This is a genomic window from Pelotalea chapellei, assembly GCF_018531195.1.
Classification (GTDB): Bacteria; Desulfobacterota; Desulfuromonadia; order Geobacterales; family Pseudopelobacteraceae; genus Pelotalea; species Pelotalea chapellei.
In genome coordinates this window covers 102,684-127,293 of record NZ_JAHDYS010000003.1, presented here as the reverse complement: position 1 = coordinate 127,293, position 24,610 = coordinate 102,684, and the positions used below count along the sequence as shown (strand labels likewise).

General features: G+C 49.7%; 22 protein-coding genes, 1 tRNA gene and 1 riboswitch. Of the genes, 7 read left to right on the top strand and 16 right to left on the bottom strand.

Going from position 1 to position 24,610, the window contains the following annotated elements:
• Positions 1-27: 27 nt before the first annotated feature.
• The gene (locus KJB30_RS03955) at positions 28-1,344 is read right to left on the bottom strand and encodes a hemolysin family protein (RefSeq protein WP_214296641.1); all 1,317 of its coding nucleotides are present in this window, start codon (positions 1,342-1,344) and stop codon (positions 28-30) included.
• Between the two features lie 415 nt (positions 1,345-1,759).
• On the opposite strand from KJB30_RS03955, the gene KJB30_RS03950 reads away from it, so the two are divergent.
• From KJB30_RS03950 to KJB30_RS03935, 4 genes are all read left to right on the top strand, one after another.
• Positions 1,760-2,758 carry a sulfate ABC transporter substrate-binding protein gene (locus KJB30_RS03950; protein WP_214296640.1) on the top strand — a complete coding sequence of 333 codons (999 nt, stop codon included), beginning with the start codon at positions 1,760-1,762 and terminating at the stop codon, positions 2,756-2,758.
• Positions 2,759-2,934: 176 nt separating this feature from the next.
• Positions 2,935-3,765 (top strand): sulfate ABC transporter permease subunit CysT, encoded by an 831-nt coding sequence (cysT, locus tag KJB30_RS03945; RefSeq protein ID WP_214296639.1) that lies wholly within the window; start codon positions 2,935-2,937, stop codon positions 3,763-3,765.
• 164 nt (positions 3,766-3,929) lie between these two features.
• Positions 3,930-4,796, top strand: a complete 867-nt coding sequence (cysW, locus tag KJB30_RS03940) for a sulfate ABC transporter permease subunit CysW (RefSeq protein ID WP_214296638.1) — start codon at positions 3,930-3,932, stop codon at positions 4,794-4,796.
• A gap of 110 nt (positions 4,797-4,906) precedes the next feature.
• Positions 4,907-5,941, top strand: a complete 1,035-nt coding sequence (locus KJB30_RS03935; RefSeq protein WP_214296637.1) for a sulfate/molybdate ABC transporter ATP-binding protein — start codon at positions 4,907-4,909, stop codon at positions 5,939-5,941.
• 168 nt (positions 5,942-6,109) lie between these two features.
• Here KJB30_RS03935 and KJB30_RS03930 read toward each other — a convergent pair whose 3' ends face one another.
• The 5 genes from KJB30_RS03930 to KJB30_RS03910 all read right to left on the bottom strand — a co-directional run bounded on the left by KJB30_RS03930 (position 6,110) and on the right by KJB30_RS03910 (position 13,307).
• Positions 6,110-6,424, bottom strand: coding sequence for a hypothetical protein (locus KJB30_RS03930; RefSeq protein ID WP_214296636.1), 315 nt, complete (start codon positions 6,422-6,424; stop codon positions 6,110-6,112).
• Between the two features lie 233 nt (positions 6,425-6,657).
• Positions 6,658-7,959 carry a response regulator c-di-GMP phosphodiesterase, NosR family gene (nosR, locus tag KJB30_RS03925; RefSeq protein WP_214296635.1) on the bottom strand — a complete coding sequence of 434 codons (1,302 nt, stop codon included), beginning with the start codon at positions 7,957-7,959 and terminating at the stop codon, positions 6,658-6,660.
• Entirely contained in the window at positions 7,949-8,908 is a 960-nt protein-coding gene (locus KJB30_RS03920) for an HD-GYP domain-containing protein (protein WP_367618923.1), read from the bottom strand. Before KJB30_RS03920 ends, nosR begins: the two co-directional genes overlap by 11 nt.
• Positions 8,909-8,910: 2 nt before the next feature.
• The gene (locus KJB30_RS03915) at positions 8,911-9,705 is read right to left on the bottom strand and encodes a response regulator (protein WP_246545488.1); all 795 of its coding nucleotides are present in this window, start codon (positions 9,703-9,705) and stop codon (positions 8,911-8,913) included.
• A gap of 74 nt (positions 9,706-9,779) precedes the next feature.
• Positions 9,780-13,307 carry a PAS domain S-box protein gene (locus KJB30_RS03910; protein ID WP_214296633.1) on the bottom strand — a complete coding sequence of 1,176 codons (3,528 nt, stop codon included), beginning with the start codon at positions 13,305-13,307 and terminating at the stop codon, positions 9,780-9,782.
• Positions 13,308-13,724: 417 nt separating this feature from the next.
• On the opposite strand from KJB30_RS03910, the gene KJB30_RS03905 reads away from it, so the two are divergent.
• Positions 13,725-14,177, top strand: a complete 453-nt coding sequence (locus tag KJB30_RS03905; RefSeq protein ID WP_214296632.1) for a PaaI family thioesterase — start codon at positions 13,725-13,727, stop codon at positions 14,175-14,177.
• Positions 14,178-14,242: 65 nt separating this feature from the next.
• On the opposite strand, the gene KJB30_RS03900 is transcribed toward KJB30_RS03905, so the two are convergent.
• Positions 14,243-14,319, bottom strand: a tRNA-Asp gene (locus tag KJB30_RS03900).
• 318 nt (positions 14,320-14,637) lie between these two features.
• Here KJB30_RS03900 and KJB30_RS18370 point away from each other — a divergent pair.
• The gene (locus tag KJB30_RS18370; RefSeq protein ID WP_214296631.1) at positions 14,638-15,009 is read left to right on the top strand and encodes a PilZ domain-containing protein; all 372 of its coding nucleotides are present in this window, start codon (positions 14,638-14,640) and stop codon (positions 15,007-15,009) included.
• A 44-nt stretch (positions 15,010-15,053) separates the two neighbouring features.
• On the opposite strand, the gene KJB30_RS17955 is transcribed toward KJB30_RS18370, so the two are convergent.
• The 3 genes from KJB30_RS17955 to KJB30_RS03880 all read right to left on the bottom strand — a co-directional run bounded on the left by KJB30_RS17955 (position 15,054) and on the right by KJB30_RS03880 (position 17,391).
• Positions 15,054-15,752, bottom strand: coding sequence for a DUF4114 domain-containing protein (locus KJB30_RS17955; protein WP_246545487.1), 699 nt, complete (start codon positions 15,750-15,752; stop codon positions 15,054-15,056).
• Positions 15,753-15,949: 197 nt separating this feature from the next.
• Positions 15,950-16,618, bottom strand: a complete 669-nt coding sequence (locus KJB30_RS03885; RefSeq protein ID WP_214296630.1) for a PEP-CTERM/exosortase system-associated acyltransferase — start codon at positions 16,616-16,618, stop codon at positions 15,950-15,952.
• Between the two features lie 92 nt (positions 16,619-16,710).
• A complete protein-coding gene (locus KJB30_RS03880; RefSeq protein WP_214296629.1) occupies positions 16,711-17,391 on the bottom strand; it encodes a PEP-CTERM/exosortase system-associated acyltransferase in 681 nt (226 codons plus the stop codon).
• Positions 17,392-17,455: 64 nt separating this feature from the next.
• Positions 17,456-17,532, bottom strand: a riboswitch (cyclic di-GMP riboswitch).
• Between the two features lie 267 nt (positions 17,533-17,799).
• Here KJB30_RS03880 and pepA point away from each other — a divergent pair.
• Positions 17,800-18,588, top strand: coding sequence for a flocculation-associated PEP-CTERM protein PepA (pepA, locus tag KJB30_RS03875; protein WP_214296628.1), 789 nt, complete (start codon positions 17,800-17,802; stop codon positions 18,586-18,588).
• Positions 18,589-18,664: 76 nt separating this feature from the next.
• Here pepA and KJB30_RS03870 read toward each other — a convergent pair whose 3' ends face one another.
• From KJB30_RS03870 to KJB30_RS03845, 6 genes are read right to left on the bottom strand one after another with little or no spacing between them, the layout of a single operon-like run.
• Positions 18,665-19,702 carry a nitroreductase family protein gene (locus KJB30_RS03870; RefSeq protein ID WP_214296627.1) on the bottom strand — a complete coding sequence of 346 codons (1,038 nt, stop codon included), beginning with the start codon at positions 19,700-19,702 and terminating at the stop codon, positions 18,665-18,667.
• Positions 19,703-19,715: 13 nt separating this feature from the next.
• Positions 19,716-20,495 (bottom strand): GAF domain-containing protein, encoded by a 780-nt coding sequence (locus KJB30_RS03865; protein WP_214296626.1) that lies wholly within the window; start codon positions 20,493-20,495, stop codon positions 19,716-19,718.
• A gap of 32 nt (positions 20,496-20,527) precedes the next feature.
• The gene (locus KJB30_RS03860; protein WP_214296625.1) at positions 20,528-21,418 is read right to left on the bottom strand and encodes a ThiF family adenylyltransferase; all 891 of its coding nucleotides are present in this window, start codon (positions 21,416-21,418) and stop codon (positions 20,528-20,530) included.
• Positions 21,405-22,889, bottom strand: a complete 1,485-nt coding sequence (locus KJB30_RS03855) for a TolC family protein (protein WP_214296624.1) — start codon at positions 22,887-22,889, stop codon at positions 21,405-21,407. Before KJB30_RS03855 ends, KJB30_RS03860 begins: the two co-directional genes overlap by 14 nt.
• 5 nt (positions 22,890-22,894) lie before the next feature.
• Positions 22,895-23,920: an HlyD family secretion protein gene (locus KJB30_RS03850; protein ID WP_214296623.1), complete on the bottom strand. Its 1,026-nt coding sequence runs from the start codon at positions 23,918-23,920 to the stop codon at positions 22,895-22,897.
• Between the two features lie 2 nt (positions 23,921-23,922).
• Positions 23,923-24,609 carry an ABC transporter ATP-binding protein gene (locus KJB30_RS03845; protein ID WP_214296622.1) on the bottom strand — a complete coding sequence of 229 codons (687 nt, stop codon included), beginning with the start codon at positions 24,607-24,609 and terminating at the stop codon, positions 23,923-23,925.
• Position 24,610: the final 1 nt, after the last annotated feature.

Genomic DNA, 24,610 nt, shown 5'->3' with positions numbered 1-24,610 from the left:
TAACCTATTCATCTGGAAAGCATAACATCACTCATCACTTGTTTCGTGCGAAGCGGGTGTAAACCGTACCCGGCGGATGCGTCGCCGGTCCAGGCTCTCCACTGTAAAGAGTCCCTCTTCGTGCTCAATGGACTCCCCGGGATTCATCATGCGGCCGGCCCTGGCGAGCAACAATCCCGCGACTGTATTGTAGGAGCCTTCTTCTGGCAGGTGCAGATTCAGGTGGTTGTTGAGATCCCGCACGGTCAGCATGCCATCCAGCACATAACTTCCATCGTCTTCTATAATGAGTGCCGACGTCTCTTCGTCAAATTCGTCAACTATTTCACCGACTATTTCTTCAAGCAGATCCTCGAGCGTAATAATTCCCTCGATTCCGCCATATTCGTCTACCACAATAGCCAAGTGACTCCGGGAGGACTGCATCTGCCTTAAGGCCGCACTGAGTTGAGCGGTAGCAGGAATGAACTTGGGTGAATGAACCAAATTTGCCAGGTCGAAAATTTGAGTATGAGGGTGTTCGAAATATGGCTCCAGGTCTCTACGGTAGAGAACACCGACAATGTTGTCCAACTGGTCACGGTAGACCGGCATGCGGGAGTATCCCAATGTGCGAAATGCCTTCTTCGTTTCCTCAAGGGTGGCGTTTACCGGCAAGGCGTCAACTGCACTGCGTGGAACCATTATTTCGCGTACTTCGGCATCGGCAAACTCGAATACCCCCTGCAAAAGAGTTTGTTCGTCGGCATCAATGGAACCGCTTTGCAGGGAAGTATCGATCAGATGACGCAATTCGTCGGAGGTGTAAACTGAGGCATGATCGGACGAGGGGTGAAGTCCGAAAAAACGGACAGTACGGGTTCCCGCCCAATCCAGCAGCCGAATCGGCCAGCGGAACAGCTTGTGAAACAAACGCATCGGCAGGGCGATCGCCAGAGCCACCTTTTCCGTTCGTTCAAGGGCCAGTGTTTTTGGAGCCAGTTCTCCCAGAACGATGTGCAGGAATGTAATGGCTGTAAACGCAAGAGCAAAGGAAATGGTATGTCGCACAGTATCTGAAACATGTCCCCGCAGGGGCGCTTCCAGCAAATTTGCGAATGCAGGTTCGCCGATCCAGCCCAAGGCGAGGGATGCCATGGTTATGCCGAGTTGGGTTGCAGAGATGTAGGCATTAAGGTTGTCGATCAGTTCCAGAAGCCGAAGGGCACGACGGTCGCCATCCTCGGCAAGTACCGCGATACGCGAGCGGCGCACCGCCACCAGCGAGAATTCGGAGGCGACAAAAAAACCGTTGGCCAGTACGAGCAGTAAAACCATAGCAATATATGAGATTGTCATAAGCATTTTTTTTATCCTTAAGCAGGTTACAGATGGCTCTTAAATAGAAAACCCGTTAAATCCAGGGGGGCAAGATTAAATGGTAGATTACCATGATTTTTCTTTCAGCGCCTCATGGATGTCTTTCCCCATAAAGAGGAAAGAAATTTTAGACATCAATGTGGATGCTGTCCATGTAATTTTTAATGTTCTTGCATTTCTGTGGTAGGCGGAAGGCGGATAACATCGTGAAAGGGGATATGGCGCCGCTGGAATAGTTATTGTCTATAATGTCAATAGATAATATAAATAAATGCTTGACACTTATTTCATACATTGGTATTAGCATTAATACGTTTTATGTTGCTGTTCCTTGATCCGGAAGTGCAACTTTTTTTAACGGTTTAATAACTATAAAATCCATAGATAAAAGGAGAGTATTATGAAAAAAATCATCACATCCTTCACAACGCTTGCTTTGGCTGTATCCACAACGGTAGCCGCCTTTGCCGCCGACGTCACCTTGCTGAACGTATCCTACGATCCAACTCGCGAATTGTACACCGACGTTAACAAATCCTTTGCCACCTATTGGAAAGGGAAGACTGGCGACAAAGTAACGATTAAGCAATCCCACGGCGGATCTGGCAAGCAAGCCCGCGCCGTTATCGATGGTCTGGAAGCCGACGTGGTTACTTTGGCGCTAGCCTACGATATCGATGCCATCGCGGAGAAAGGGTTGATCAAGCCGGGCTGGCAGAAGGAACTGCCCAAGAACAGTTCTCCCTATACCTCCACGATCGTGTTTCTGGTGCGTAAGGGAAACCCCAAGAAGATTAAGAACTGGGACGACCTGATCAAGCCGGGCGTTTCGGTGATCACTCCCAATCCGAAAACCTCCGGCGGCGCCCGCTGGAACTACCTGGCAGCCTGGGCCTTTGCCAAGCATCAACCGGGTGGCAACGATGCCACAGCTAAAGAGTTCGTCTCCAAGCTGTTCAAGAACGTACCAGTGCTTGATTCCGGCGCCCGCGGCTCCACCAACACCTTTGTACAGCGGGGCCTTGGAGATGTTCTGCTGGCCTGGGAGAACGAAGCGTTCCTGGCAATCAACGAATTGGGGCCGGATAAGTTCGAGATCGTGACCCCATCTGAAAGCATCCTGGCGGAACCGCCGGTCACTGTGATCGACAAAGTCGCAGACAAGCGTGGAACCCGAAAAGTGGCCGAGGAGTATCTGAAATTCCTCTACACTGACGAAGGTCAGAAACTTGCTGCCAAGCACTACTACCGTCCGATCAATACCAAGATCCCGACCAAGCTGGCCAAGGTGAAACTCTACACCATTGATCAGGCCTTCGGTGGCTGGCAGAAGGCTCAGAAAACGCATTTCAGCGATGGTGGTATCTTCGACCAGATCACCGGAGCGGCAAAGAAGTAAGCCAACGGAACAAGTCTACAGCCGGGGCGGTCACTGCGCCGTCCCGGTACATTCATCACGGTTCAGCATGATCCTGAGCGAGTGGAAGCGCATGAAACCGGCAGTATCCCGCCAGGAAGCAGATTCCTTGACGCCTACGCCTTCACTCCCCCGCACCATGCCGCCAGGAACAGACCATGAAACTATTCACCAAGCACCATAACGTCTTGCCCGGCTTCGGACCAACCATGGGTTACACCTTGCTCTACTTGAGCCTGGTGGTACTGATCCCGCTCTCGGCCCTGGTGTTCAAGACCGCCGGGCTCTCCTGGAATGAGTTCCTCGAAGCGGTGGCTGCCCCACGGGTACTGGCCTCCTACAAGGTCACCTTTGGCGCGGCCCTGGCTGCCGCCGGCATCAACGCTGTCTTCGGCGTGCTGGTGGCCTGGGTGCTGGTTCGCTATCCCTTTCCCGGCAGGCGCCTGGTGGACGCGCTGGTGGATCTCCCATTTGCCCTGCCGACGGCCGTTGCCGGCATCACCCTGGCCACGGTCTACTCGCCTAACGGCTGGGTGGGGAAAATCCTGGAGCCGCGCGGCATCAAGGTCGCTTTCACACCACTCGGCATCATCGTGGCAATGACCTTTATCGGGCTGCCCTTCGTGGTGCGTACGGTCCAACCGGTGATCGAGGAATTGGATGCCGAGATAGAAGAGGCGGCGGCCTGCCTGGGAGCCAATCGCTGGCAGACCTTTCGCCGGGTGCTCTTTCCGCTTTTGACCCCTTCGGTGCTGACCGGCTTTGCCCTGGCATTTGCCCGGGGGGTGGGAGAGTACGGCTCGATCATTTTCATTGCCGGCAACATGCCCATGGTATCGGAGATCACGCCACTGTTGATCCTCACCAAGCTGGAACAGTACGATTACCAGGGAGCGACTGCCATCGCCACGGTCATGCTGGTGGCTTCCTTCATCATGCTGCTGGTGATCAACCTGCTGCAGAAGTGGAGCAGAAGGTACGCAGAGTGAGGCAGGTTGTTGAAAAACAGCCATCTCGCCGCCGTCCTCGAAAGCCGCCTTGTGCGCCGTAGCGCTGCTACGGCTCCGCGGGACTTTCTCCGGGAGCGACGATCTGACTATTTTTGAACAACCTGAGATTTACAACAGTCTTCAGAATCTACACAGAGGCCCCCATGTCCGCACCGACCAGAACACTGACCGCTCATGCTAATGGCAACCACCGCATTACCGAACCCGCACCGGTCCGCTGGGTGCTGACCACCGTTGCCCTGGTATTTCTGGCCCTGTTCCTGGCACTGCCCTTGGCAGCGGTTTTCAGTCAGGCTTTTGAGAAGGGGTTCGGTACCTATTTGCTGGCCCTGAAGGAGCCCGACACTCTGGCCGCCGTCAAGCTGACTCTGATCACCGCCGCCGTGGCAGTGCCGCTCAACCTGGTCTTCGGAGTGATGGCTTCCTGGGCAATCGCCAAATTCAGTTTTCCGGGGAAGAATCTGCTGATTACCTTGATCGATCTGCCTTTCTCGGTTTCGCCGATTATCTCCGGTCTGATCTATGTGCTGATCTTTGGCCGTCAGGGGTGGCTGGGACCATTCCTGGAAGCCCATGACATCAAGATCCTCTTTGCCGTGCCGGGTATTCTCCTGGCAACGATCTTCGTCACCTTCCCTTTCATTGCCCGGGAACTGATTCCGCTAATGGAGTCCCAGGGGAGGGACGAGGAGGAGGCTGCCATGGTACTGGGCGCCAGCGGCCTGCAAACCTTCTTCCGCATCACCCTGCCCAACATCAAGTGGGGCATCATCTACGGGGTGATCCTCTGTAACGCCCGGGCAATGGGAGAGTTTGGCGCCGTTTCGGTGGTCTCCGGCCACATTCGCGGCATCACCAATACTGTGCCGCTGCAGGTGGAGATTCTCTACAACGAATACAACTATACCGCCGCTTTTGCCGTGGCATCGCTGCTGGCCTTCCTGGCCCTGATCACTCTGGCGGTAAAGTCCGTGGCCGAGTGGAATGTTCGCGAAAATATGGAACCGTAGGGGCAGGGTCTCCCTGCCCATGTGGCGGTGAACGTGTCGACGAAATCGGGCGGCGGAACGGGCGGCGAAACGCCGCCCCTACACCAATTTGATAGGAAGGGATTACGTCCATGAGTATAGAAATTGAAAGCATCAACAAGCAGTTCGGCAGTTTCACCGCTTTGGGTGATGTCAGTCTTTCCATCCCTTCCGGCGAGCTGGTCGCGCTCCTGGGGCCTTCCGGGTCGGGCAAGACGACTCTGCTGAGGATCATTGCCGGGCTGGAGAGCCCCGACAGCGGCAGGATTCTCTTCAACGGTGAAGATACGACAGAGAGCCATGTGCGCGAACGCAAGGTGGGCTTCGTTTTTCAGCATTACGCTCTCTTCAAGCATATGACCGTCTTTGATAATGTTGTCTTTGGCCTGACCGTCCGTCCCAAGGAGACCCGTCCCTCAAAAGGGGAGATCAGGGATAAGGTGACCGAGTTGCTGCGGCTGGTACAACTGGAGGGAATGGCCAAGCGTTACCCGGCCCAGCTTTCGGGAGGACAGCGCCAGCGCATCGCCCTGGCGCGCGCCCTGGCAGTGGAGCCTCAGGTGCTGCTGCTGGACGAACCGTTCGGCGCGCTGGACGCCCAGGTGCGCACCGAGCTGCGCCGCTGGCTGCGCAGACTGCACGACGAAATCCACGTCACCAGTGTCTTCGTCACCCATGACCAGGAGGAGGCTCTCGAAGTGGCGGATCGCATCGTGGTCATGAACAAGGGGCGCATCGAGCAGGCCGGTACTCCGGACCAGGTCTACGAGCATCCCGCCAATCCCTTTGTGCTCAACTTCCTTGGTAACGTGAACCTGTTTCACGGCCGCATTCAATCGGCCGGAGAGGGGCAGCCGGAGGCGGACAATAGCGTCTCCTATGTGCGTTCACACGATGTTGAAATTGACCGCAGCCAGCACGACAGCAGTTCCCTCAAGGCCGAGGTCAAGCATATCCAGAAGCTGGGGCCATCGGTGCGGATAACGCTCTCGATAAACGACTCCGAGAGCTTCGTCGAAGCGGAACTGACCAGGGATGTGTTTCAGAATCTGGACTTGCAGCAGGGTGAGCAGGTATATGTCAGGCCGAGACAGGTGAGGGTTTTTGCAGAGGATTATCAAATCTGAGGATTGAGACAGTACTTAAAAGGTTGTTGAAAAACAACCTGAGTATCTCGACAGCCTCTTAAAGTTTCAGTACGTGGAGGAAGTCATTTTCATCAAGAGTGGAAAAAACACCGAAAACAGGGTAGGGCCGGAGAGATTGTCTCTTCCCGGCCCTTTCATGTTACCGCATCAACCGAGGCAACAGGTGTGGATGCCCTGTTTTTCAGCGGCCATTTTTATCTGGGCCTTCAACTCCTTGATTTCGGCTTCGAGCTGGCTGATTTTGCGCATGTTAATGCTGTCGTAGCCGTACAATTCACGCAGTTCAAAGTCCTTTGCCTTGAGCGTGCTGGTCAAGGCCGATGTGCTTTCAGTGAACTTTTGGACGCTCTGCTTGTCGGCGCAAGTACCGTCATTGCAGCACGAGCCAGCGGCTGAAGCTGAAAGAGCGCCCACAGATAGTATTCCCATTGTCAATGCAGCCACAAAAATGTTCTTTTTCATTTTAATTCTCCTTAGATTATATGGCGTTGCCGTTCATGATTATTACATTTCAACTTGCATGCCATATCTCTTTTTGGAGTATAAGATACTTAAATTTAAGCATAATTTGTTATGGGATGCTGGTAGGGCTACTTTGTGCCGGTAAGGAATATGCTACAGTGTCCCCAGGAATCGGCGAATTTTCTGCAGTCAGGAGTGTTGGTGCTGCGAGGAGAGTAGATGAGTCAGGATCATCAGCTCTCGACGACCTGCACAAAAACACCATGCCCGGTTGGGTTCTTGCGGTAATGACTGCGAATGATGAGGATTCCACACAGGTCCAGTACTGTTCCGGATTTCATGAGCAGGACACCGCTGCCGCTTTCAACGTCTCTCGCAATGATCATTCCGGCAACGAGTTCTGTCGGGGCTACTTCCACCTCCGAAAGTGAGCCCGGTTTTCTTTGCTCGTAGTATATTTTGCGGGTTATGGCACCGAACAGTGTCAGCAGCTTTGGGTCAAACAGGATTCCGCTGCGATAGCGGGTATTCATCAGAGCGTATTCTGCCCGGTGTCGTTCAACCGAGCGGGCTGACCTGTCGATGAAGTCGGCAATGGCGATCAGGCGGGCGCCCAATGGGATCATCTCCCCCTGCAGACCGTCGGGGAAACCACTGCCGTCAAAAGCCTCGTGATGACTGCGAATCATGGGGAGCAAGTCGGCAAGTTCTTCTGTATGGCGAAACATCTCCTCTCCCCGCAGCGGGTGCTGACGATAGTCACTGGCTTCGCTTTCGGACATATCGTCCAGATGTTTGTTCAGGCCGGAGGAAATGCTGCCCAGTTTGCCCGCGTCATGCAGCAGCGCGGCCAGCCGAAACATGGCCACGGTTTCACTATCAAGGTTCATTTTGCGGGCAACATCGGTTACCAACGTACTTACCGTTCTTGCATGTACTGAATCAGGGTCACCCATTACCTCCATAACATTGTCAAAGACAGTGTTGATCAGGGTCGCAGCTGTTTTTTCACTCTGTTTTTTCAGGCTCTGTTCCCGGATCGTTGCGGTCGTCTGCAGTAATCGTTTCTTCAGGCTCTCGTTCCATTGCTCCAGCTCCTGATTCTGCTGATTAATAATGCTGTTCAGCCTGCGTTTTTCCGTTTCGGCCACGTACTGATCGACTGTGGCCCTGACGGTCTGCAGCAGTTCCTCATCATCCCAAGGCTTCGAGATGTAGCGACATGCGCCCCCTTTATTGATGGCATCGACGGTGGCATTGATATCGGAATACCCGGTCAGTAGAACACGCATGGCATGGGGGGCAATTTCACGTGATCTCCCCAAGAAGTCAGCCCCGTTCATACCCGGCATGCGTTGGTCCGAAACTATCAGCCCCACATTCTCCAGCTCTGGCAGCAACTTGAGTGCCGCCTCCCCGGAGGTGGCTGTCTCCACCTCAAATGCTTCATCCATCAACAATCGTTTCAGAGAACGCAGGATGTTCTCTTCGTCATCCACCAGTAGAACCGTTATACACTGCGTTTCATCGCTCATTGTCTACAACCTCCTCTGCGATTGGAAGGAACAGCTCCATCAGACCTGGGTCAAAGTGAGTGGCGCTCATCTCTTTCAGGATGCTGATTGCCTGCTTGTGCTTATAGGCTTTGCGGTACGGGCGATCAGAATATAGCGCATCAAAAACGTCGGCTATGGCTGCAATGCGCGCCTCGACAGGTATTGTCTCACCCTTCAGGCCTAATGGATAACCGAGTCCGTCATAGCGTTCATGGTGGTACAGGATGATGTTGATCACCGCCTCGGACATATGGGCCTGACGGGCAACATCTGCACCCCAACGGGGATGCTGCATAACCGTTTCCATTTCATCTTCGCTGAGTCTGGCGGAAGAGTTGAGAAGGGCTTCAGGTACGCCAATTTTTCCGCAGTCATGCAGCCAACTGCCATGTCTGATGTCATTGATCAATCCCTCGTCCATGCCGGCAGCTTGGGCCAGTTTAACGGCATAGGCAGCAACCCTGTCGTAGTGCCCTTTGGTGTAGGAATCTTTCAATTCGATTGTCTGCGCCAGGGTGCGGTAGACCGTCTCATCCTTGCTCGCCAAGGAATGCACCAGTTGATAGCGCATCAGTCCTTCGTCAATAACCTGCATCAACTCATCATTGTTCCAAGGTTTGGTGACAAAACGGAAGGCCTCACTCTTGTTGATGGCGTCGATGGCAATTTTCAAGTCTGCAAACGCCGTCATCATTATACGCACCACATCAGGGCGAAGTATTTTGACCCGTGAAAGAAACTCGATTCCACGCATCTCCGGCATCATGTAATCCGAAACCACTACCCAAACATTTTCCCTTTCAAGTAAGTTCAAGCCCTCCTGTCCTGAAGCGGCAAACAGACAGCGGACATCCGACCGGTCGTGGTACATGCGCTTCAGAGCATTACGGATCTGCAATTCGTCATCAACAAAAAGGACAGTGCGCACTATCAATTCTCCAGAAGGACAATCACTACAGCCTGATTTCCGCAGTAGGTAAAGGATTGCCCCCAGAACCGGTAACTGGTACCAGCCAAGGTGCAATGGAGAGTAACCTGATTTTCAAGCCGCACTTGTTCCACCAATCGGCCCAACTCGATGTCACAACATTCGTGGAGGCACACTCCGAAGATGTCGTTGTAAAGTCGCCGCATTATGACGGCTCCCTTGTCGTTGCAGTAAGCGACCATGCCGGTTTCATCAACGCCGATGACTGCTACCGGCAGGTACCCAAGCAGGCTTTGGGAGAACTCCATCGCCCGGTTACGCAGTTCAAGCTGTTCGGTCCGCTGACATATCCTGCTTTCCAGTTCTTCGTTCGCCTGGGCCAGTTCGGCAAGCAGTTCCCGGTTTCTCTTCAATAGAAAATAACGCTCCAGACTATTCTGGATGGTTGCTCGCAAATCCTCATCGTTCCACGGTTTGGGGATAAATTTGTAGATATGTCCTTCGTTAATGGCAGCAACAATTGAGCCGGCGTCGGCATAGCCGGAGAGCACGATTCTGACTGTTTCGGGATAATGTTCATAGACCTTTTTGAGGAATTCAACGCCGTTCATTACCGGCATGCGGTAATCGGATATGATGATTTGAAAAGGATCGCTGCTGTCAATTATTTCCAGCCCTTCCTCGCCAGAATTGGCCAATATGATGTCGTAGTTGTCGTCAAAGAAGATTCGCTCCAGCGCACGCAGAACATTGCGATCATCATCCACGCACAATATTCTGACCTGTTCTTTTTTCATGAATGTCCTTTTGCCTGCGAAGTGGATCGATTTCATCGTGGTGCGGATGAGTTACGGCTATGTGAGAGGTAACCTTAGGGTAAAGATGGTCTCTTCAATGCTTTTTCCATGGGCGGTCCATCCATCGGCAGCATGACGGTGAATGTGCTCCCGACTCCCACCTGACTTTTCACTGTTATCTCGCCATTGTGTTTTTTGATGATGTCATAGGAGATGGACAGGCCCAGTCCGGTGCCTTTGCCAACGACCTTGGTTGTAAAGAAAGGCTCAAAGATACGCTGAAGGATCTCTTCCGGAATTCCTTTGCCGGTGTCGGCAACCGAAACAAAGACATTCTGATCCTCGCTCCAGGTGCGAACGGTAATAGTGCCGTGTGTATCTTCCATGGCATGAGCCGCATTGATCAGCAGGTTAAGAAAGACCTGGTTAAGCTGCTGTGGATAACATTTGATCTGGGGCAGTTCTCCAAATTCACGCTGCAGATCCGCTACGTATTTGATTTCGTTCCAGGCGATATTGATGGTGATTTCAAGTGCCTCGTTCATGTTGATCAGAGCGCATTCGGCCTGGTCAACCCGTGAAAAGCTTTTCAAGTCCTGAACGATCCGGCGTACTCGGCCGGCTCCATCCTGGCTTTCTGCGATCAGCTGGTGAGCATCACCCATTATATAATCTACCTTGAGACGTTTTCGTGTCTGCTGAAGCTGTTCTGCTGCATTGCAGTCACTGCAGGATGCCAGCATCTGGTCGATGAACCCTATATATTCCACCACGCGATCAAGATATTTATGGAGCGTTGCCAGATTGCTGGAAATAAAACCCATTGGATTGTTGATCTCATGGGCCACTCCGGCTGCCAATTGGCCAATGGAGGCCATCTTCTCCTGCTGAAAAACCTGTAACTGGGCCTCTTTTAGCTCCAGGTAGGCCTTCTCCAGTTCCTGAGTAGCAGCGCGCAAATCTGTCGTGTCGTTGAGCGAGACGACATGGCCGGTGATCCGCTCGTTGTCGGTAATCGGATAGATGCATACGTCGTAGGAACGACCCGAAGGCTGATGAACCACCTCTCCATCTGAACTGTCCAGCTTTACGAAAGCAAAGCCGTTTTCGGCAATTACTTTCCGCCAATCTTCTCCAACAAGTTCGTTGACATGTCTCTCCGAAATGTCTGCCAAAAGCTTATTGCAGCGCCGGATGTGGTGCTCGGCATCTGTCAGGATCACGATGTCCCGCAGGTGGTCGAGTGTCTCCTCCCACTCGCGCTTGCCCATCGCTACCAGTTCAAATAGTTGTCCCAGTTCGTGGTGCTGGGCTTCGAGGGCTTTGCGGCTATTGGCGAGCTCCGATTCAACGGCCTTTCGGGCAGTGATGTCTTCCTTGACAGCCAGATAGCCGGTGACTTTTCCTACCTTGTCCAGAATGGGAGAAATGGATGCATATTCCCAGTAAAGAGTGCCGTCCTTACGCTTGTTGTGCAGATCTCCGCGCCATTCATTGCCGCTGCTGATGGTGTTCCAGAGATTGACATATTCTTCGTGGGCCATTGAGCCTGATTTAAGAACTCGCGGATTCAGACCTATCGCTTCTTCTTGCGAATAGCCGGTGGTCTGACAAAACCTGGGGTTAACATACTCAATGGTGCCATCCAGCCCGGTGATGACGATGCTGACCGGACTTTGTTCCATGGTCTGGGACATTTTGCGGACCTGCTCGTCCATCCGGTATTGCTCGGTCAAGTCGACAAATGCTCCCACGATTCCTCCCGGACCTCCGTCAATTGTGGAGAAAGGGGCTTTGGTCATGAAAACGGTCCGAGTGGCCCCGTCGGCACGGACCAGGGTGGTTTCATAGCTGAGATTTTTACCGCTTTCCAGAATGGCTTTATCCCGGACGGTGCTGTCGGCGGCATATTCGGGGGACGTTATTTCAAAAATAGTCCGGCCAAGGAGTTCGGTGCTGCTCTTGCCGAAGAATTCCAAGAAGGCCTTGTTGCAGCCGATATAGACACCCAGGGTGTCCTTGTAGAAGACCGGACTGGGAATGGCATCCATGATTTCCTGCAGGAACTGGTTCTGGGTGGAAATAGCCTCCTGGGCCAGTTTGCGCTCGGTGATGTCCTCAAGTGTTTCCACCACTGCCACAAGTTCATTATCGCTGTTGAAAACTTTGGCGGCTTCAAAGAACAGGTAGCGGCGTTTCCCGCCAATTGCCTCGAACCATCCTTCGACACGAACGGCACCTTGTACAAGTGGCGAAGATTCGAAGCGGGTATAAAGTTCCGCTACCTTTTCAACGGTATTGTCGATCATCAGGTCGGCCAGCACCGGGCGCATCTGGCTATAAAAGGGGATCCACTGGTTTTTGGTGCCTTTCATCTGAGACGAATTCAACCCGGTCAGTTTGGCCATGGCATTGTTCCAGGAAATGATGGTGTGGTCAGGAGCAAGGACAAACATGGGAGCAGCTGCATTCTCGATGATACCGTTGTAGAAATCCTTTTCACGTATAAGGTCCCGCTGCGCCTCATGTACTTGCTGCATCATGCTGTTGTAAGCCTGGGCCAAATGTTCCAGTTCGTCTCCGGTAACCAGTTCAATGGGGGTCCAAGCGGTATTATCATGCACAGTCTGGTTCAAATGGTTGGTTAAGTATTGGATGGGGCGAGTCAGGCGATGAATGACATACCAGACAAGAATCATGGAAACAAAGATTCCAATCAGTGTGAGCACAACTGAAATATAAGCCAGCCGCTTGAGAGGGCTGAAAGCAACATCTGCGGGGGTATTGCCTGCTAGGATCCAGCGGGTATTTCCTACCCGCTTGAATGAGCTGAGGAGATTGATACCCTTTGAGTTTACTATCTCCAGTGAACCTTCAAAACCTTTCTCAACCAGATCGATACCGTGATTCTGTCCCTTGGCAACCACTTCCATGACCCTGGAAGGATCGTCGTGCATAACAATAATGCGACTGTCTAGAATATAGAGATATCCTTTTTCCAGGCTGCTCGATGAGAGTTCAGTAAGAAAATTGTCGTGTCCCAGAGCGAAATACCCGGCAAATAAACCGATTATTCCGCCTGCATCATCATGGATCGGCGTCACCATGGCAATCATGGGTTTCTGGGGGCGAGTTTTAGGGCGAATCGGTTGTGACATCAGAGTTTTGCCGGTGCGGAGGCATTCCTTGACGTAATCGCGGTATCCCAAGTCCTGACCGACCAGTTTCGGATTATCGACGCTTTCGGTGAGGACCCGTCCGTCCGTTCCAATAACAAGAAATCCAGCATCAAAAATATATCGCAGTGCGTTTTTTTGAATCAGGATATTATTCAGTTCCTGCTGGTTTTTGATGTTTTTGCTGTTTATGCTGGCAGCTGCAAGGCGAAGCTGTTCTTCAGCCAGTTTAATGTTGCCGTCGAGATGCGTGGCAAGTTCCGTAACAAATCTGTATTGTTGGAGAAGTATGCTCTCCTTCAATAGGGAGCGAAAATAAAAGAAGAGCGATCCTGAGAGGATAAAAATCAGGATCGCCACTGTTGCCAGCACAGTCAGGCTTACCTTCGCCTTGATACTGATCTGTCGAACTGGAGATTTTTTCATGTTATCACAGTTTGGATAGGGTTAAGGTTCATTGCAAGATGGGCTGATTAAATGGGAATCAGCAATTAGTTTAAACAACTTTTTATTCAAAAGTATCAGGTGATGTGAAGTGTTTAGGGTGACATTCCCTGTATTTATCGTTTATAGGGTACTGTATTTCAGGGTAACCATGGGAATCTGTCAAGTAATTTCGCTATAAAATTTACAACAATGTTAGATTTAAGATTGGTATTTGTTGGAAGTGTTTTCAAACTAAAACATAATAATTAATTTATTTATAGAATTGGTAAAGGGCGCGGCTTGATGACACCTAAATTGATTCTAACTTTTGTTTGGTGGTGATGGCAGGTTGAGGTTTTATTACTATCCCGAGTTTCCGGTGATACTGGCTAGTACGTCAAAATAGAAAGGATCAATATGTATGAAAATATCTATGACCAGCTAATGGTCAAAGATGCACAACTTCCTTTTGCGCTTCCGGAATGGATCGCCGTTGCACCTTTTGAGGAATATCTGGGGATGCGTATTGAGCAGGCTGGCAATGGGCAGGCAGTGCTGACCATGCCTTTCAAAGCAGCTCTTTGCCAGGGGGGCGGGCTTATGCATGGCGGTGCCGTGGTATCACTAGCCGACACCGCTTTGGCCATGGCAATAAAAACAATTCTTCCCGAGGGATCGCTTTTTGCCACCATTGAAATGGGGTTAATTTTTCACGCACCGGTGCGTTGGGGTACTGTCAGGGCAGAGGCACGGGTTATTGAAACCAGAGAACGGGATATTGTTGGTGGGGTTGAAGTGATAACTGAGGAGGGCATAAAGGCTGCCACATTCAAGGCAACGTTTCGGGTGAAGCGGGAAAAGGAGAAGTGAGCGTTTTCGAACTGTTAAGCTTCATAAAAAAAGGTACCTGTCGAAACAGGTACCTTTTTTATTTATGGCGGGGTTGACGGGGCTCGAACCCGCGACTTCCAGCGTGACAGGCTGGCACTCTAACCGACTGAGCTACAACCCCTTGCAAAGCGTATCGAGCTGTCTCGACAGCGTGTAAACAGATCCGTTTATTTATCAAAGGACTAATGAGTTGTCAAATAAAAAAATGTCATAGCTACAAAAAACGTTCGTAATTCTTTATTCATATTTTTCCGAAACCCGTAGGATATTTTAACAATTCTAATGTCGAAGATGTTTACATAAAGGATCTAAAGATGGGGCTGTACGTATTTATTCACCTAAATCAGTTGCTTTAGCTATGGTATACTTTTTGCTGCCTGTGGCGGGACTGTTAATATACCTGTAGGTTTTAATATTTATTTTTCCAGGTCGGGTGCCCATGAATAAAAGAAATTTTACCAGGGTAGGGTATTCTGAAGGAGCTTCAATACGGTATGATGATCACATCATATTCGGGAACATCGACAACCTTAGTTTGAGCGGGATGTACATAAAAACTGAAAGTGAAATACCCTTGAATGGATCCGTTCAGATAACGGTGTATCACACCCTCAACGCTTCCTTTAAATTTAGCGCCAAGGTTGTAAGGCAGGGAGATCTCGGGTATGGTTTTCAAGTGAGCCAGATAGATGTAAAGGCATTCGACTCATTGAGAAGTATAGTAGAGAGAAAGTGTAGTGACCAAACTGTGGTAATGGGAGAAACTTACCGCATGTTGAGCTGCATAACACATGAAGAACGTCCGGTCTAAAGAAACAGGGCTCATTTTGGAGCTCTGCATTTTTATTTAGCCAGCTAAAGTTTTTTAGCCATTTTTGTACTAATTTTTCGTTTCCCGTAGATAGCCAATCCCAAAAGAGCTGTTCCAAGCAAAACCATTGTACCTGGCTCAGGCACTGGTGCTGCTCCTTTCATACCAACTACCATATCGTTGTAATCTGCGTCTCCTAGTCCAAACAGATCTTCTATGGCAAGAACCAAACTGGAACCAAGCAGGCTTATGGTGTCACTTCGTGTGTCAAATATTTTGAAATGATCCTTTCCATCCTGATTAAGCTCCTGCTGGGTATAGAAAGTAAAATTTTCTGGCGTTGTGATGTAAAAACCGAATGATGTACCAATGGCAGCAGTTTGCCCTGTGGAGCTGTTGGTGATTGTTCCTTTTGCTGAATCAAATGTAAGCGTTGTCGAGATGACGGGACTGTCACTTCCTTTGAAAATTTCAAGTTTAGCTGCGGGAACAACCGTTGTGCCTGAGGTGGTATAGCCGTAAATTCCAAAGCTGTTAGTGTCTGCAAAGGCTGCCATTTCAAGAAGCAGCGACATTGTAGCTCCGGTTCCGAAATCGGTCATCGATACAGTTTCCAATTCGCTATCACGGTAATTAGCGTTATGCGAATCAATACAGGTACCGTCTGAGCCGATTGTGATTGCTGAAGCATTTGTTGCCAGTGCTAGCACAGTCCCTGCCACAATCCCCAACAGTTTTCTCATGTTTTTTCTCCTCGATGAAAAATAGCTTTAAATGATTAAAATCATTTTCTTTTCATAAAAGAGCAAGCGAAGTGCCAATGTATAACGTACTTTAATTTCTAAATTTTATTGTTAAAGACATCAGGAGAAGAAGGGAAACTGTAAACATTCTTTACAGTTGGTGTTGTAAAAACCGAATTATGGAAGGGAGAAGAGGATCAAGAGACGATTTGAGAATAGATTGCAGGATGATTTTTTTTTAATAAATGCATGGTACGTTCTATGTTGCAGATGCAGGGTTTACGGACTCCGTGGTAATGGACTGGGGGGCCTATAGGGGTGAATATGATACCGTTTTTATTGAGAAGGCGGCATAGGCCATCTGCCATTATTGCAATCAGATGGGTAAGGTTTTTTCTCCGGCACTCTATAAAAATACTTCTATAGAGCCTAATCATTGTCATAGATTCGAAATACCGTGTTTCTGCAGAATGCATTTTTTCCAAGGGCGCAGATAAATTGTGATAATCAGGAGTAAGTCTGTGGGGAAGATGCTTGCGGTAGTCCTTGCTGAATGCGAGACGTGAGATTTCACCGATATTGTCCCTGTTTATTTGGTTAAAGATATCGGCATCGATCCAGGCATGTTTTTCAAGTGGAAATCCACCACCCGTATTAAGGATAATACGTGCTGTGCCGATAATCTTGTTATTTCGAAAAGTTGCGAAATGCACCGCATTTTCATCATATCCATCTGTCTCTATACCATCGGGAAAATCGCTTGGATTCTCAAATCTGCGTTCTTCACAGTACACCTTGTATCGCAGGCCATAGATGTCGCGCATGCGATTATCGGTGGGATGAAAAATTGTGGTAAATGTTTGCATGGTTTTCTCTTGTGAAAATAATGTAATTAATTATATCGCTAAAAAAATAACCATTCTGAAATACGTTAGAAAAAAGATTTAAAGGTGCGTGTTCACGGTTCCATGGAAGTAAAACGCTTATAAATTTCAGGATGTTTTTTTTGTAAATGCTGCATCGTTGTATCAATGCAGCAGATGTAGGGTGTGCGGGGTCCGTGGTAGTCGATGCTGGGTCCGATTTTGCTGAAGACAATGCCGATCCTCTTCAGCAGCAGATAGAGACCGTCGGCCATGACAGCTATCAAATGTGTCATCTTTTTCTCAATGCATTCCCTGTAAATGCAGCTGTACAGGTTAAGGACAATCTCCTGATCCACCTTGCGTCTCTCGGCCTTCGTCTGTCTTTCATAATTTTCGTCATATTCCCTGAACTCGAACATAACCTTGTCAACATAGCGACGGCGATAGTCTTTGCTGACTGCCAACCGCGAAACCTCTCCAACAAGTTCCCGATCGATCCCCTCAAGAGCTCCCTGATCTATCTCAGCATGCCCTTCAAGTGGAAAACCCCTGTCAGAACAAAAAATGATCCGGGTGGTGCCGATCATCTCATCACTATCCTTTCGGATGACTGCAAAATGAGAAGAATGCTCATCATATTCATCTATTTCTACACCACCTGGATGATCTTCCGGGTTCTCAAATTTCCATTCATCGCAGTACACCTTGTAACGCAGCATATAAACCTCATGGATGCGCTCGTCGGTCCTTGGTATTCTCTTGTAATAGAACATTTCAGCTCCCGGTCAGGATGATTGATGCATACAAAAAAGCCGGGACCGGATATCGCTGTGATATTTCGGCATCCCGGCTGTCTCATTGAGACCCTGTAGGCTTTCCGTCCCACCTTCACAGGTGGTTTAGTATTTTCGGTTATCAACTTAAATTAATGATGAGCATGTAAGCATAAAAAAATATTTTTAACAATTGCTTTTTTATCCTTTTTTACACCTTCTTGATGTGGCACAAAAATAGAACAAAGATTGGTGTCGATAAATTTTCCATAATTTAAAAATTAAAAATATATCTTTTTAAATTACATATAAATCAATAACTTAGTGGTTGGCATATGTATTGCAATAGATTAAATAATCAATTTATATGTAGAAATTAAATTCAATCGAATGAACAAGGAGACAAAAATGAAAAAAATCACCACTTTCATCGCCGCTGCAAGCATGACCTTGGCACTTTCGGGTGCTGCCCACGCTTTAACTGTTGCCAACAACTGGACGCTGGACCTCAGCGCTTATGGTGCAGGTACGTATACCAACATCGATTACATGAACATTGGTGGGCAGTCGTCGGTTGTTCAGCATTTCAACTCACCCTTTACTCTGGCAAATGGTGATACCTTCACCGAAAGCGGTAAATTTTTCTTCAACTCCTACTTTGACGAATCAAACACTCCCCAGAATATGAGCTTGGCCGGTAAATTTCTCTATATTGATATCGTCGGCTTGACCGGTTCTGTTTACAATGTAACCGGCACTGCATTTGATTATAAGTTTACTCCTGGTGTTGGAACCATAAAGATGTATCTCGATGCAGATACCAACCCGGGCAATGGTGCAACGCTGCTGGCATCTTTGAGTCTGCAGGCGCCATCCGGCGGCCACAATAACGGACTTCCTTTAGGCGGAGCCGGTATCAACGGTACTTCCGACCTGACAGGGCTGTTTACTTCTATTGCTCCAGGCGTGTTTTCTGCCGGAGGCGTTGATTTTGCCACCGTTCCCGCGGCTTTCGGTCTAGCCAATACCAATAACCTGCTGCGTAGCCAGACAATTATCAGTGCCGATTCTGCCCAACTGACATTCAACAGCGGTGGACAATTCAATACAGCAGTTCCTGAGCCGGGCACAATGGTTCTGCTCGGTGCAGGCCTCTTTGGTCTCGCAATCTTTTCCCGCAGAAAAAGTAGTAAGTAAATTACCTACAGGAAAAGGAGGGGCACTTGCCTCTCCTTTTTTTATCTACCCTCCTCGCACTAACCATCCCCTGTATTTAAACTTTCATCTTAAAACGTAGCGATCTGACCGTTGGCTGATCACAGGTGCCAATCCTGAAAAGCAGGGCTAACGGAAGCTCTGAGCCTGACGCTTTTGACAGCAGGATCCTGGCCTTTTTTACTAGGGAAAGATTACTGTTGTCGAGTCCCTGCGTGGTTTCCCGCTGAACCAGCAACGTAATTCCTGTCATTAGATGAAAAGCCAACCCCTGTCTGGTCGCCTCCAGCCATATCCTTTCCAGCATACGTCCTGCGTTCAGCCAGTTTTCAGGTGAGGTGTCTGCAATGGTAATTATTCCGGCTGCCGAGGACGATCGCATCAGCTTCCTGGCGTTGGCGGCTATTACTCTGGTCGCTCCGAACATCCTGATAAACCTGACCAGGTCATAGTTCTTGAGCAATGGGAACAGCATTCGATCAGCCGGCGCGAGTTCGAGAGTACGGATATCAAGTCCATCTCTGGTGCGCTCTGCTTCTTCCGGATTCCATCTGATGTGGTCAAAAAGAAAGCGGTGCAGTAAAGGGTTTTCAAAGACCAGGCGATCACTCAAAGCCACAATGTCGGCAGCGGCATCTTTTGCGCTGTTCTCAAGTAATTTGAGGGAACACCCTGAAATACCGGCACCGGTTGCAGCCTGGTGTATGTTATCGATAGCTTTCGCTGGTAATTTACCTCCTTTATAAGGCTTCCTGTTTATGGTTCTTGCAGAGATGGCTGTAAAGAACGGATCTTCTTCTGCTTCCCCAGGAGTGAAATTCAGACGTGCAATATGCTGCTCATTTTCGGGCATCGGAAAGTATTTCAGCTCGGCACGACAACTATGTTTACGAGCCGAGATGAGCATGTTTTCTATGCAGGCGCCATGGGCAATTAGAGAAGCACGTTGTTTGTAGTTGTAGAGTGAGGTGTCCCGTTCGGGCACATTAAAAAGATCGATCCTGTTGCCATCCTGTTCAAAGCGCCATGGTTGGCAGTTGTCGCCGGAAGGAGCCATTATTCCGGCAGAAATGATCTTTTGAATGTAATCTTTCATCGCCCCCTCCCAGTTATAGATCCGGATCCGTTTCCCGCTTAACCCGCTTATCATGCCGCGCCAGGCTTTCATGCAGTTGAGAGATGATTTCGGTAGCTGCCTTGATAATGTGGTTTTTGGTGAACCCCGCCTTGGTCATCTCACGATAGAATGATTTCGACAGCATCTTGACCAGCATGTCAGCATCGTAATTCTCTGTATCCAGGACACTGTCCATCACGGCTCCAGTCTCTTGAATGATTGCCATCTGAGCAAACCTTGATTTGAGCAGGTTCTGCAGCTGAATCACCTGAACGGACCGACCAATCAGCAGTGTAACGAAAACCGACAGATTCAGATCGTTGTAGTCAAAGCAGCGGTTATCAACCGGGTTGCTGACGTTCAGAACTCCAATTACCTTGCCGGATATAATTATCGGTACGCAGATGAAGCTTTTGTTTGGTGATTCCGGAGTGCGTGCAAGAGGAAAGTATTCAGATCTCTCAATATCCTGTATCAGCAGAGGTTGGGCAGTTGCTGCGACTTTGCCGGCGATCCCTTTGTTTACTTTGACCGCTTCGGTTGCGGCTTTGGGAGGAAATTCGCCGAACTTGGCGAATATTCGCAGGCTCATTCCATCACCCATATCATCTTCCCTGAAGAGCATAATAGAGCAATTCTTGATATTAAGGATGTTCGCCGACTTAGCTACAATCTCATCCAGGCTTTCGTCCAGGCTAGCCTGCTGCTCAAGGAAAGAGGAGAGACCAATCAGTTTGATGAACTGGTCTTGGTGATGTGAGTTCTGTAACATGAGCCTCTCCTCGAACGAAGAACACCTGAAGTCTATTGCCTTACAGAAGGCTCTGCTTGCTCGGCCGAACGCACCTTTTTAAGGATTATCCAGCGTTTCACTACTTGCAAAGGATTTCGACCGCCTAACCAAAGATAGCCTTGGGTATATTTGTTGCGTAACAGGTCGATCTGCAAATAGCCTGGGGCTGGTCGTACTATGCCTTTACCTGTGAGGATTTTGATAGTTTCGGTGGCTATAAGGGTCGATGCCTGGGTACATGCCAATGCAAGGGCAGGTCCTTTTTTACGGGCCATATCCACCTTCGAAAGATCCAGATACTTGATGTGGTAGGGGTGGGGTGCCAGTCCAGCTGCAAAAGCCGCTACTTTTTTTGCCTGGTCCATGCCGTCGTGAATGGCAAAATATTCATCAAAAGACATGCTTTTGGGCATGAAAACCTGCAGTGTGGCGCCGAAGCCCAGTGGCGCCGAAGTTAGGGCAGGAATGCCCTTTTCGCGGCAGCGTTTGAAAATTGCACGGCGGATGTCAATTTCAAAAAAATCTATTCCATCCACATAAATATCCACACCATCCAGAAAAGTATCTAGATTCTGAAGTGTAACCCCATCAGGAAACAGGCGCACATCAACAAAAGGATTGATATCCCGCACCATGGTCTGCATTACTTCACCCTTGTGCTTGTCCAGGGTGCTGATGAAGGCGCCGTACTGCCGGTTGATATTTACCGTGTCAAATGTGTCGAAATCGGCAATGGTGAATTTGCCTACTCCTAAGCGAGCCAAAGTCAGCAAATGCAGGCCACCGACTCCACCGGCGCCAGCTACAGCTATACGCGCATTCAACAGTAGTTGCTGATCACTTTCGCTGAGCAGTCCAAGGTTGCGTGAAAAGGCATCGGCCACAAAACTATCGCGCTCCATGGTCGCTCCTTTTTGGAATTGTTTCAGTTCCAGTTATTATGTCAGCATTGTGTGGTTTTTCGGAGGATGTAGATGCGTCTGGAACCGTTGCACCGCCCCTTTTTATGAGTAAAGCATAGTCCTCAAAATTTGGACGGTAGAGGTTTTCCTGGGTGGTCCAACGTGACACGTCGCCAGAGGTTGCTGCTTCAAGCGCCGCAAAAGCACTATTTAACGAAGCTGCACTCTGGCAGTAGCGGTCATATGCCTCCCAGACGACAGCTTCACTGGACACCACATCATCCACTCGAGCGGAACCTTCTGACCAATTGACAATTGTACGCGCGAGGGTCGCTTCTTCAGCCTTTACCATTTTTTCGTTGGCAGTAACCAAGCTTTGAAGTTCAAGCATATCCCTCCAGGCTTCTTCAATTTCAAGTCGGGCCTGCCCCTTCAGTTCTTCTAAGGCAAGGTTCCTGCTGCTGTGTTGGGCGACTGCCCTGCTTACAGATGAACGGGTGCGACCCCACTCGAACAACGACCACTCCGCCTGCACGCTCAGGGACCATATCGCTGGACGGGTAATACTGGTCTCCTTTTGGCGCAAATAACTTCCTTCCAGAAAAACCTGCGGCAGAAAACCACTGCGGGCTATTGTGATGTCTGCCTCTGCAGCTGCTGCCTTTTCCCTGGAGCTGTTGATATCATCTCGACGTTCCAATCCTTGAATTAAATCCTGTAGTGAAACGTCCAGCTTCAGGATTGCCGGTCGGCCCGTTACCTCAATTTCCGCTCCGGGCTTCAGACCGACCAGCTGTCTCAATCTGCTTCGTACTTGATGGGAGCGGTTGCGATTTTTTAGCAATACAGCTTGCGCCATCGCCAGATGTGCTTCAAGGCGGAGTACCTCGTCCCGTTGCACATAGCCCTCGTCCTGACGTGCCATAGCAACCTGCAGCCGCTCCTTGGCGGCAAGTACAGCCTTTTCTGCGGCCTGAATGCGGCCATCGGCAATCAGTGCTTCATTGTAGGTTTTTTTGATTTGGAAAATGAGGAGAGTGGTCTGTCGCGAATAGTTATGAGCAGCAGCAGCTGATTCATGGCCAGCTTTCTGATGTGCAGCGATAAGTGCTCCTCCGGTAAAGAGCGGTTGGCGCAGACTCAGCTGGATACCATACGAGTCGGTACTACCGGTAGATATAGAAGTTTTTTGAGAGGGAAACCCAGGACCAAAGACGTTGGCATCAATCAGCAAATGATCGGCCTTGTCCCTAAGTGTAAAGAAACTTCTTAGATTGAGTGCCGGCAAAAGTGCCGATCTAGAGATGTTTATTTCTTCAGCTGCCACCGCAGAAGTTGCGGCAAAAGATTGCAGGCCGCTGTTTAGTGATACAGCCTGACGAATACACTCCTCTTGGGAAATAGTCGCACCAAAGCCGGTCAGAGGGGTCCCCAATGCCACTAGCAAAACTGTCAAGGGCAGTAGTCGCATGGCGGTCACAGGAAGCGGACGGTAACAGTTACACCGTTCCTCAGTCCGCTATAGTCATTAAGATCGATATGAATCTTTTGCGTATTAATGTCAAATGAGGCAATGGGATCGAAGCTTTTTTGGGTCTTCTTGTGTATTACCGGAAAAATTTTACTTACCCTGCCGTGGTAAACCTTGCCACGGAAAGCTTCGGTGGTTACCTCAACTGCCTGGCCCTCCTTGACTTTTCCCAGTTCTGTTTCTTCAAGTTCGGCCCGTATTCGTAATTTTGCAGGGTTTACGAGATGAAAGAGGGGGCTACCAATATCAGTACCTTCGCCGCGATTTTTATGTCTTTCTGTAACGATGCCTGAAATGGGCGCAAATATGCGATAGTCCTTCATGATGCTGTCAATATACTGAAGATCCGCACGTGCCCGCTCTACATCCGCTGCGGCCTGCTCGCGTGTTTCACTTCTCACGCCGGTTCTATGCTTAGCCAGGTTGGCGTCGGCACCGGCCAGGTCCCCCTCAGCCACTTTCAATCTTTCCGTGGCACGGTTCAGTTCAACCTGGGTGGTAGCTCCCTTAGCGAACAGGCGACGCTGTCGTTCGTACTCGTCCTGGGCCTGATTGTATATTGCCTGGGCACGGTCTTTACTGCTGCCGACTATCTGAAGGTCCTCGTTGCGATAGCCGGTATACGCTTCCTTGTAACGCGCCTGAGCCGCGGCCAGTCCGGAAAGGACCTGCCGTCGCTGTGCCTCAAGCTTGTCATGTTCAAATTCCAGTAGAAGCTGTCCTTTTACAACCTCTGCTCCTTCCTCTACTACAACCCGGCTGATGATTCCCTTGATTTGGCTGCTCAGTTCAACATCCTCTGCTGACTCAAGTACACCTCTGGCAGTGACGCCTCCTGATTGACCGACATTTGCCGGAGCGGGAGGTTTTGATGCAGGTTTCTCCACCAGCTTCGGCCCGAGCAATGCAAGCAGCGCCGCTGCGAGCATCAGCACTCCGATCATGATTATGCCAAAGCGTCCGCTTTTCATGCTTAACCCCGCTTTTCTCGTAAAATACTACCATCTTCCATGTACAGCACTCGATCAAACAGATCTTCAATGCGATTGTCATGAGTAGCTACTATTACGCATCGTTGCTGGCTGGAGGCCATTTCTCTGAGCAGTTCCATGACCTTTCTTCCGTTACTGTGGTCCAGGTTGCCTGTAGGTTCATCAGCCAGAATAATGGGAGAATCCGCTGCCAAGGCCCTGGCAACTGCTACGCGCTGCCGCTGTCCGCCACTCAGGTCACGGGGGAGGAATTTCATTCTGTCAGCGAGACCGACTTCAGCCATAATCCTGGTAGCTCTTTGAGTAGCATCGCTGCCGGTGATGCCTTTCATCTTCAGACCGAGTATCACATTTTCATAGGCAGTAAGAGCGGGGAAGAGGTTGAATCCCTGGAAGATGAAAGAGATGAAGCGCCTTCGAATATCTGGAAGATCCTTCTCAGACAAAATGCTGGTTTCATGGCCATAGATGCCAAGTGAACCGGAGGTTGGACGCAAAATACAGCCCAGGATGGAAAGCAAAGTAGTTTTTCCGCTGCCGGAAGGGCCGAACAGGCCCACAACCTCACCTTCCATTAAAGCCACATCTATGCTTGCCAAGGCAGTGACTTCAATCTTTCCCTCCCGATATACTTTGCTCAGAGCTGTTGTGACAATGGCTTGTGACACA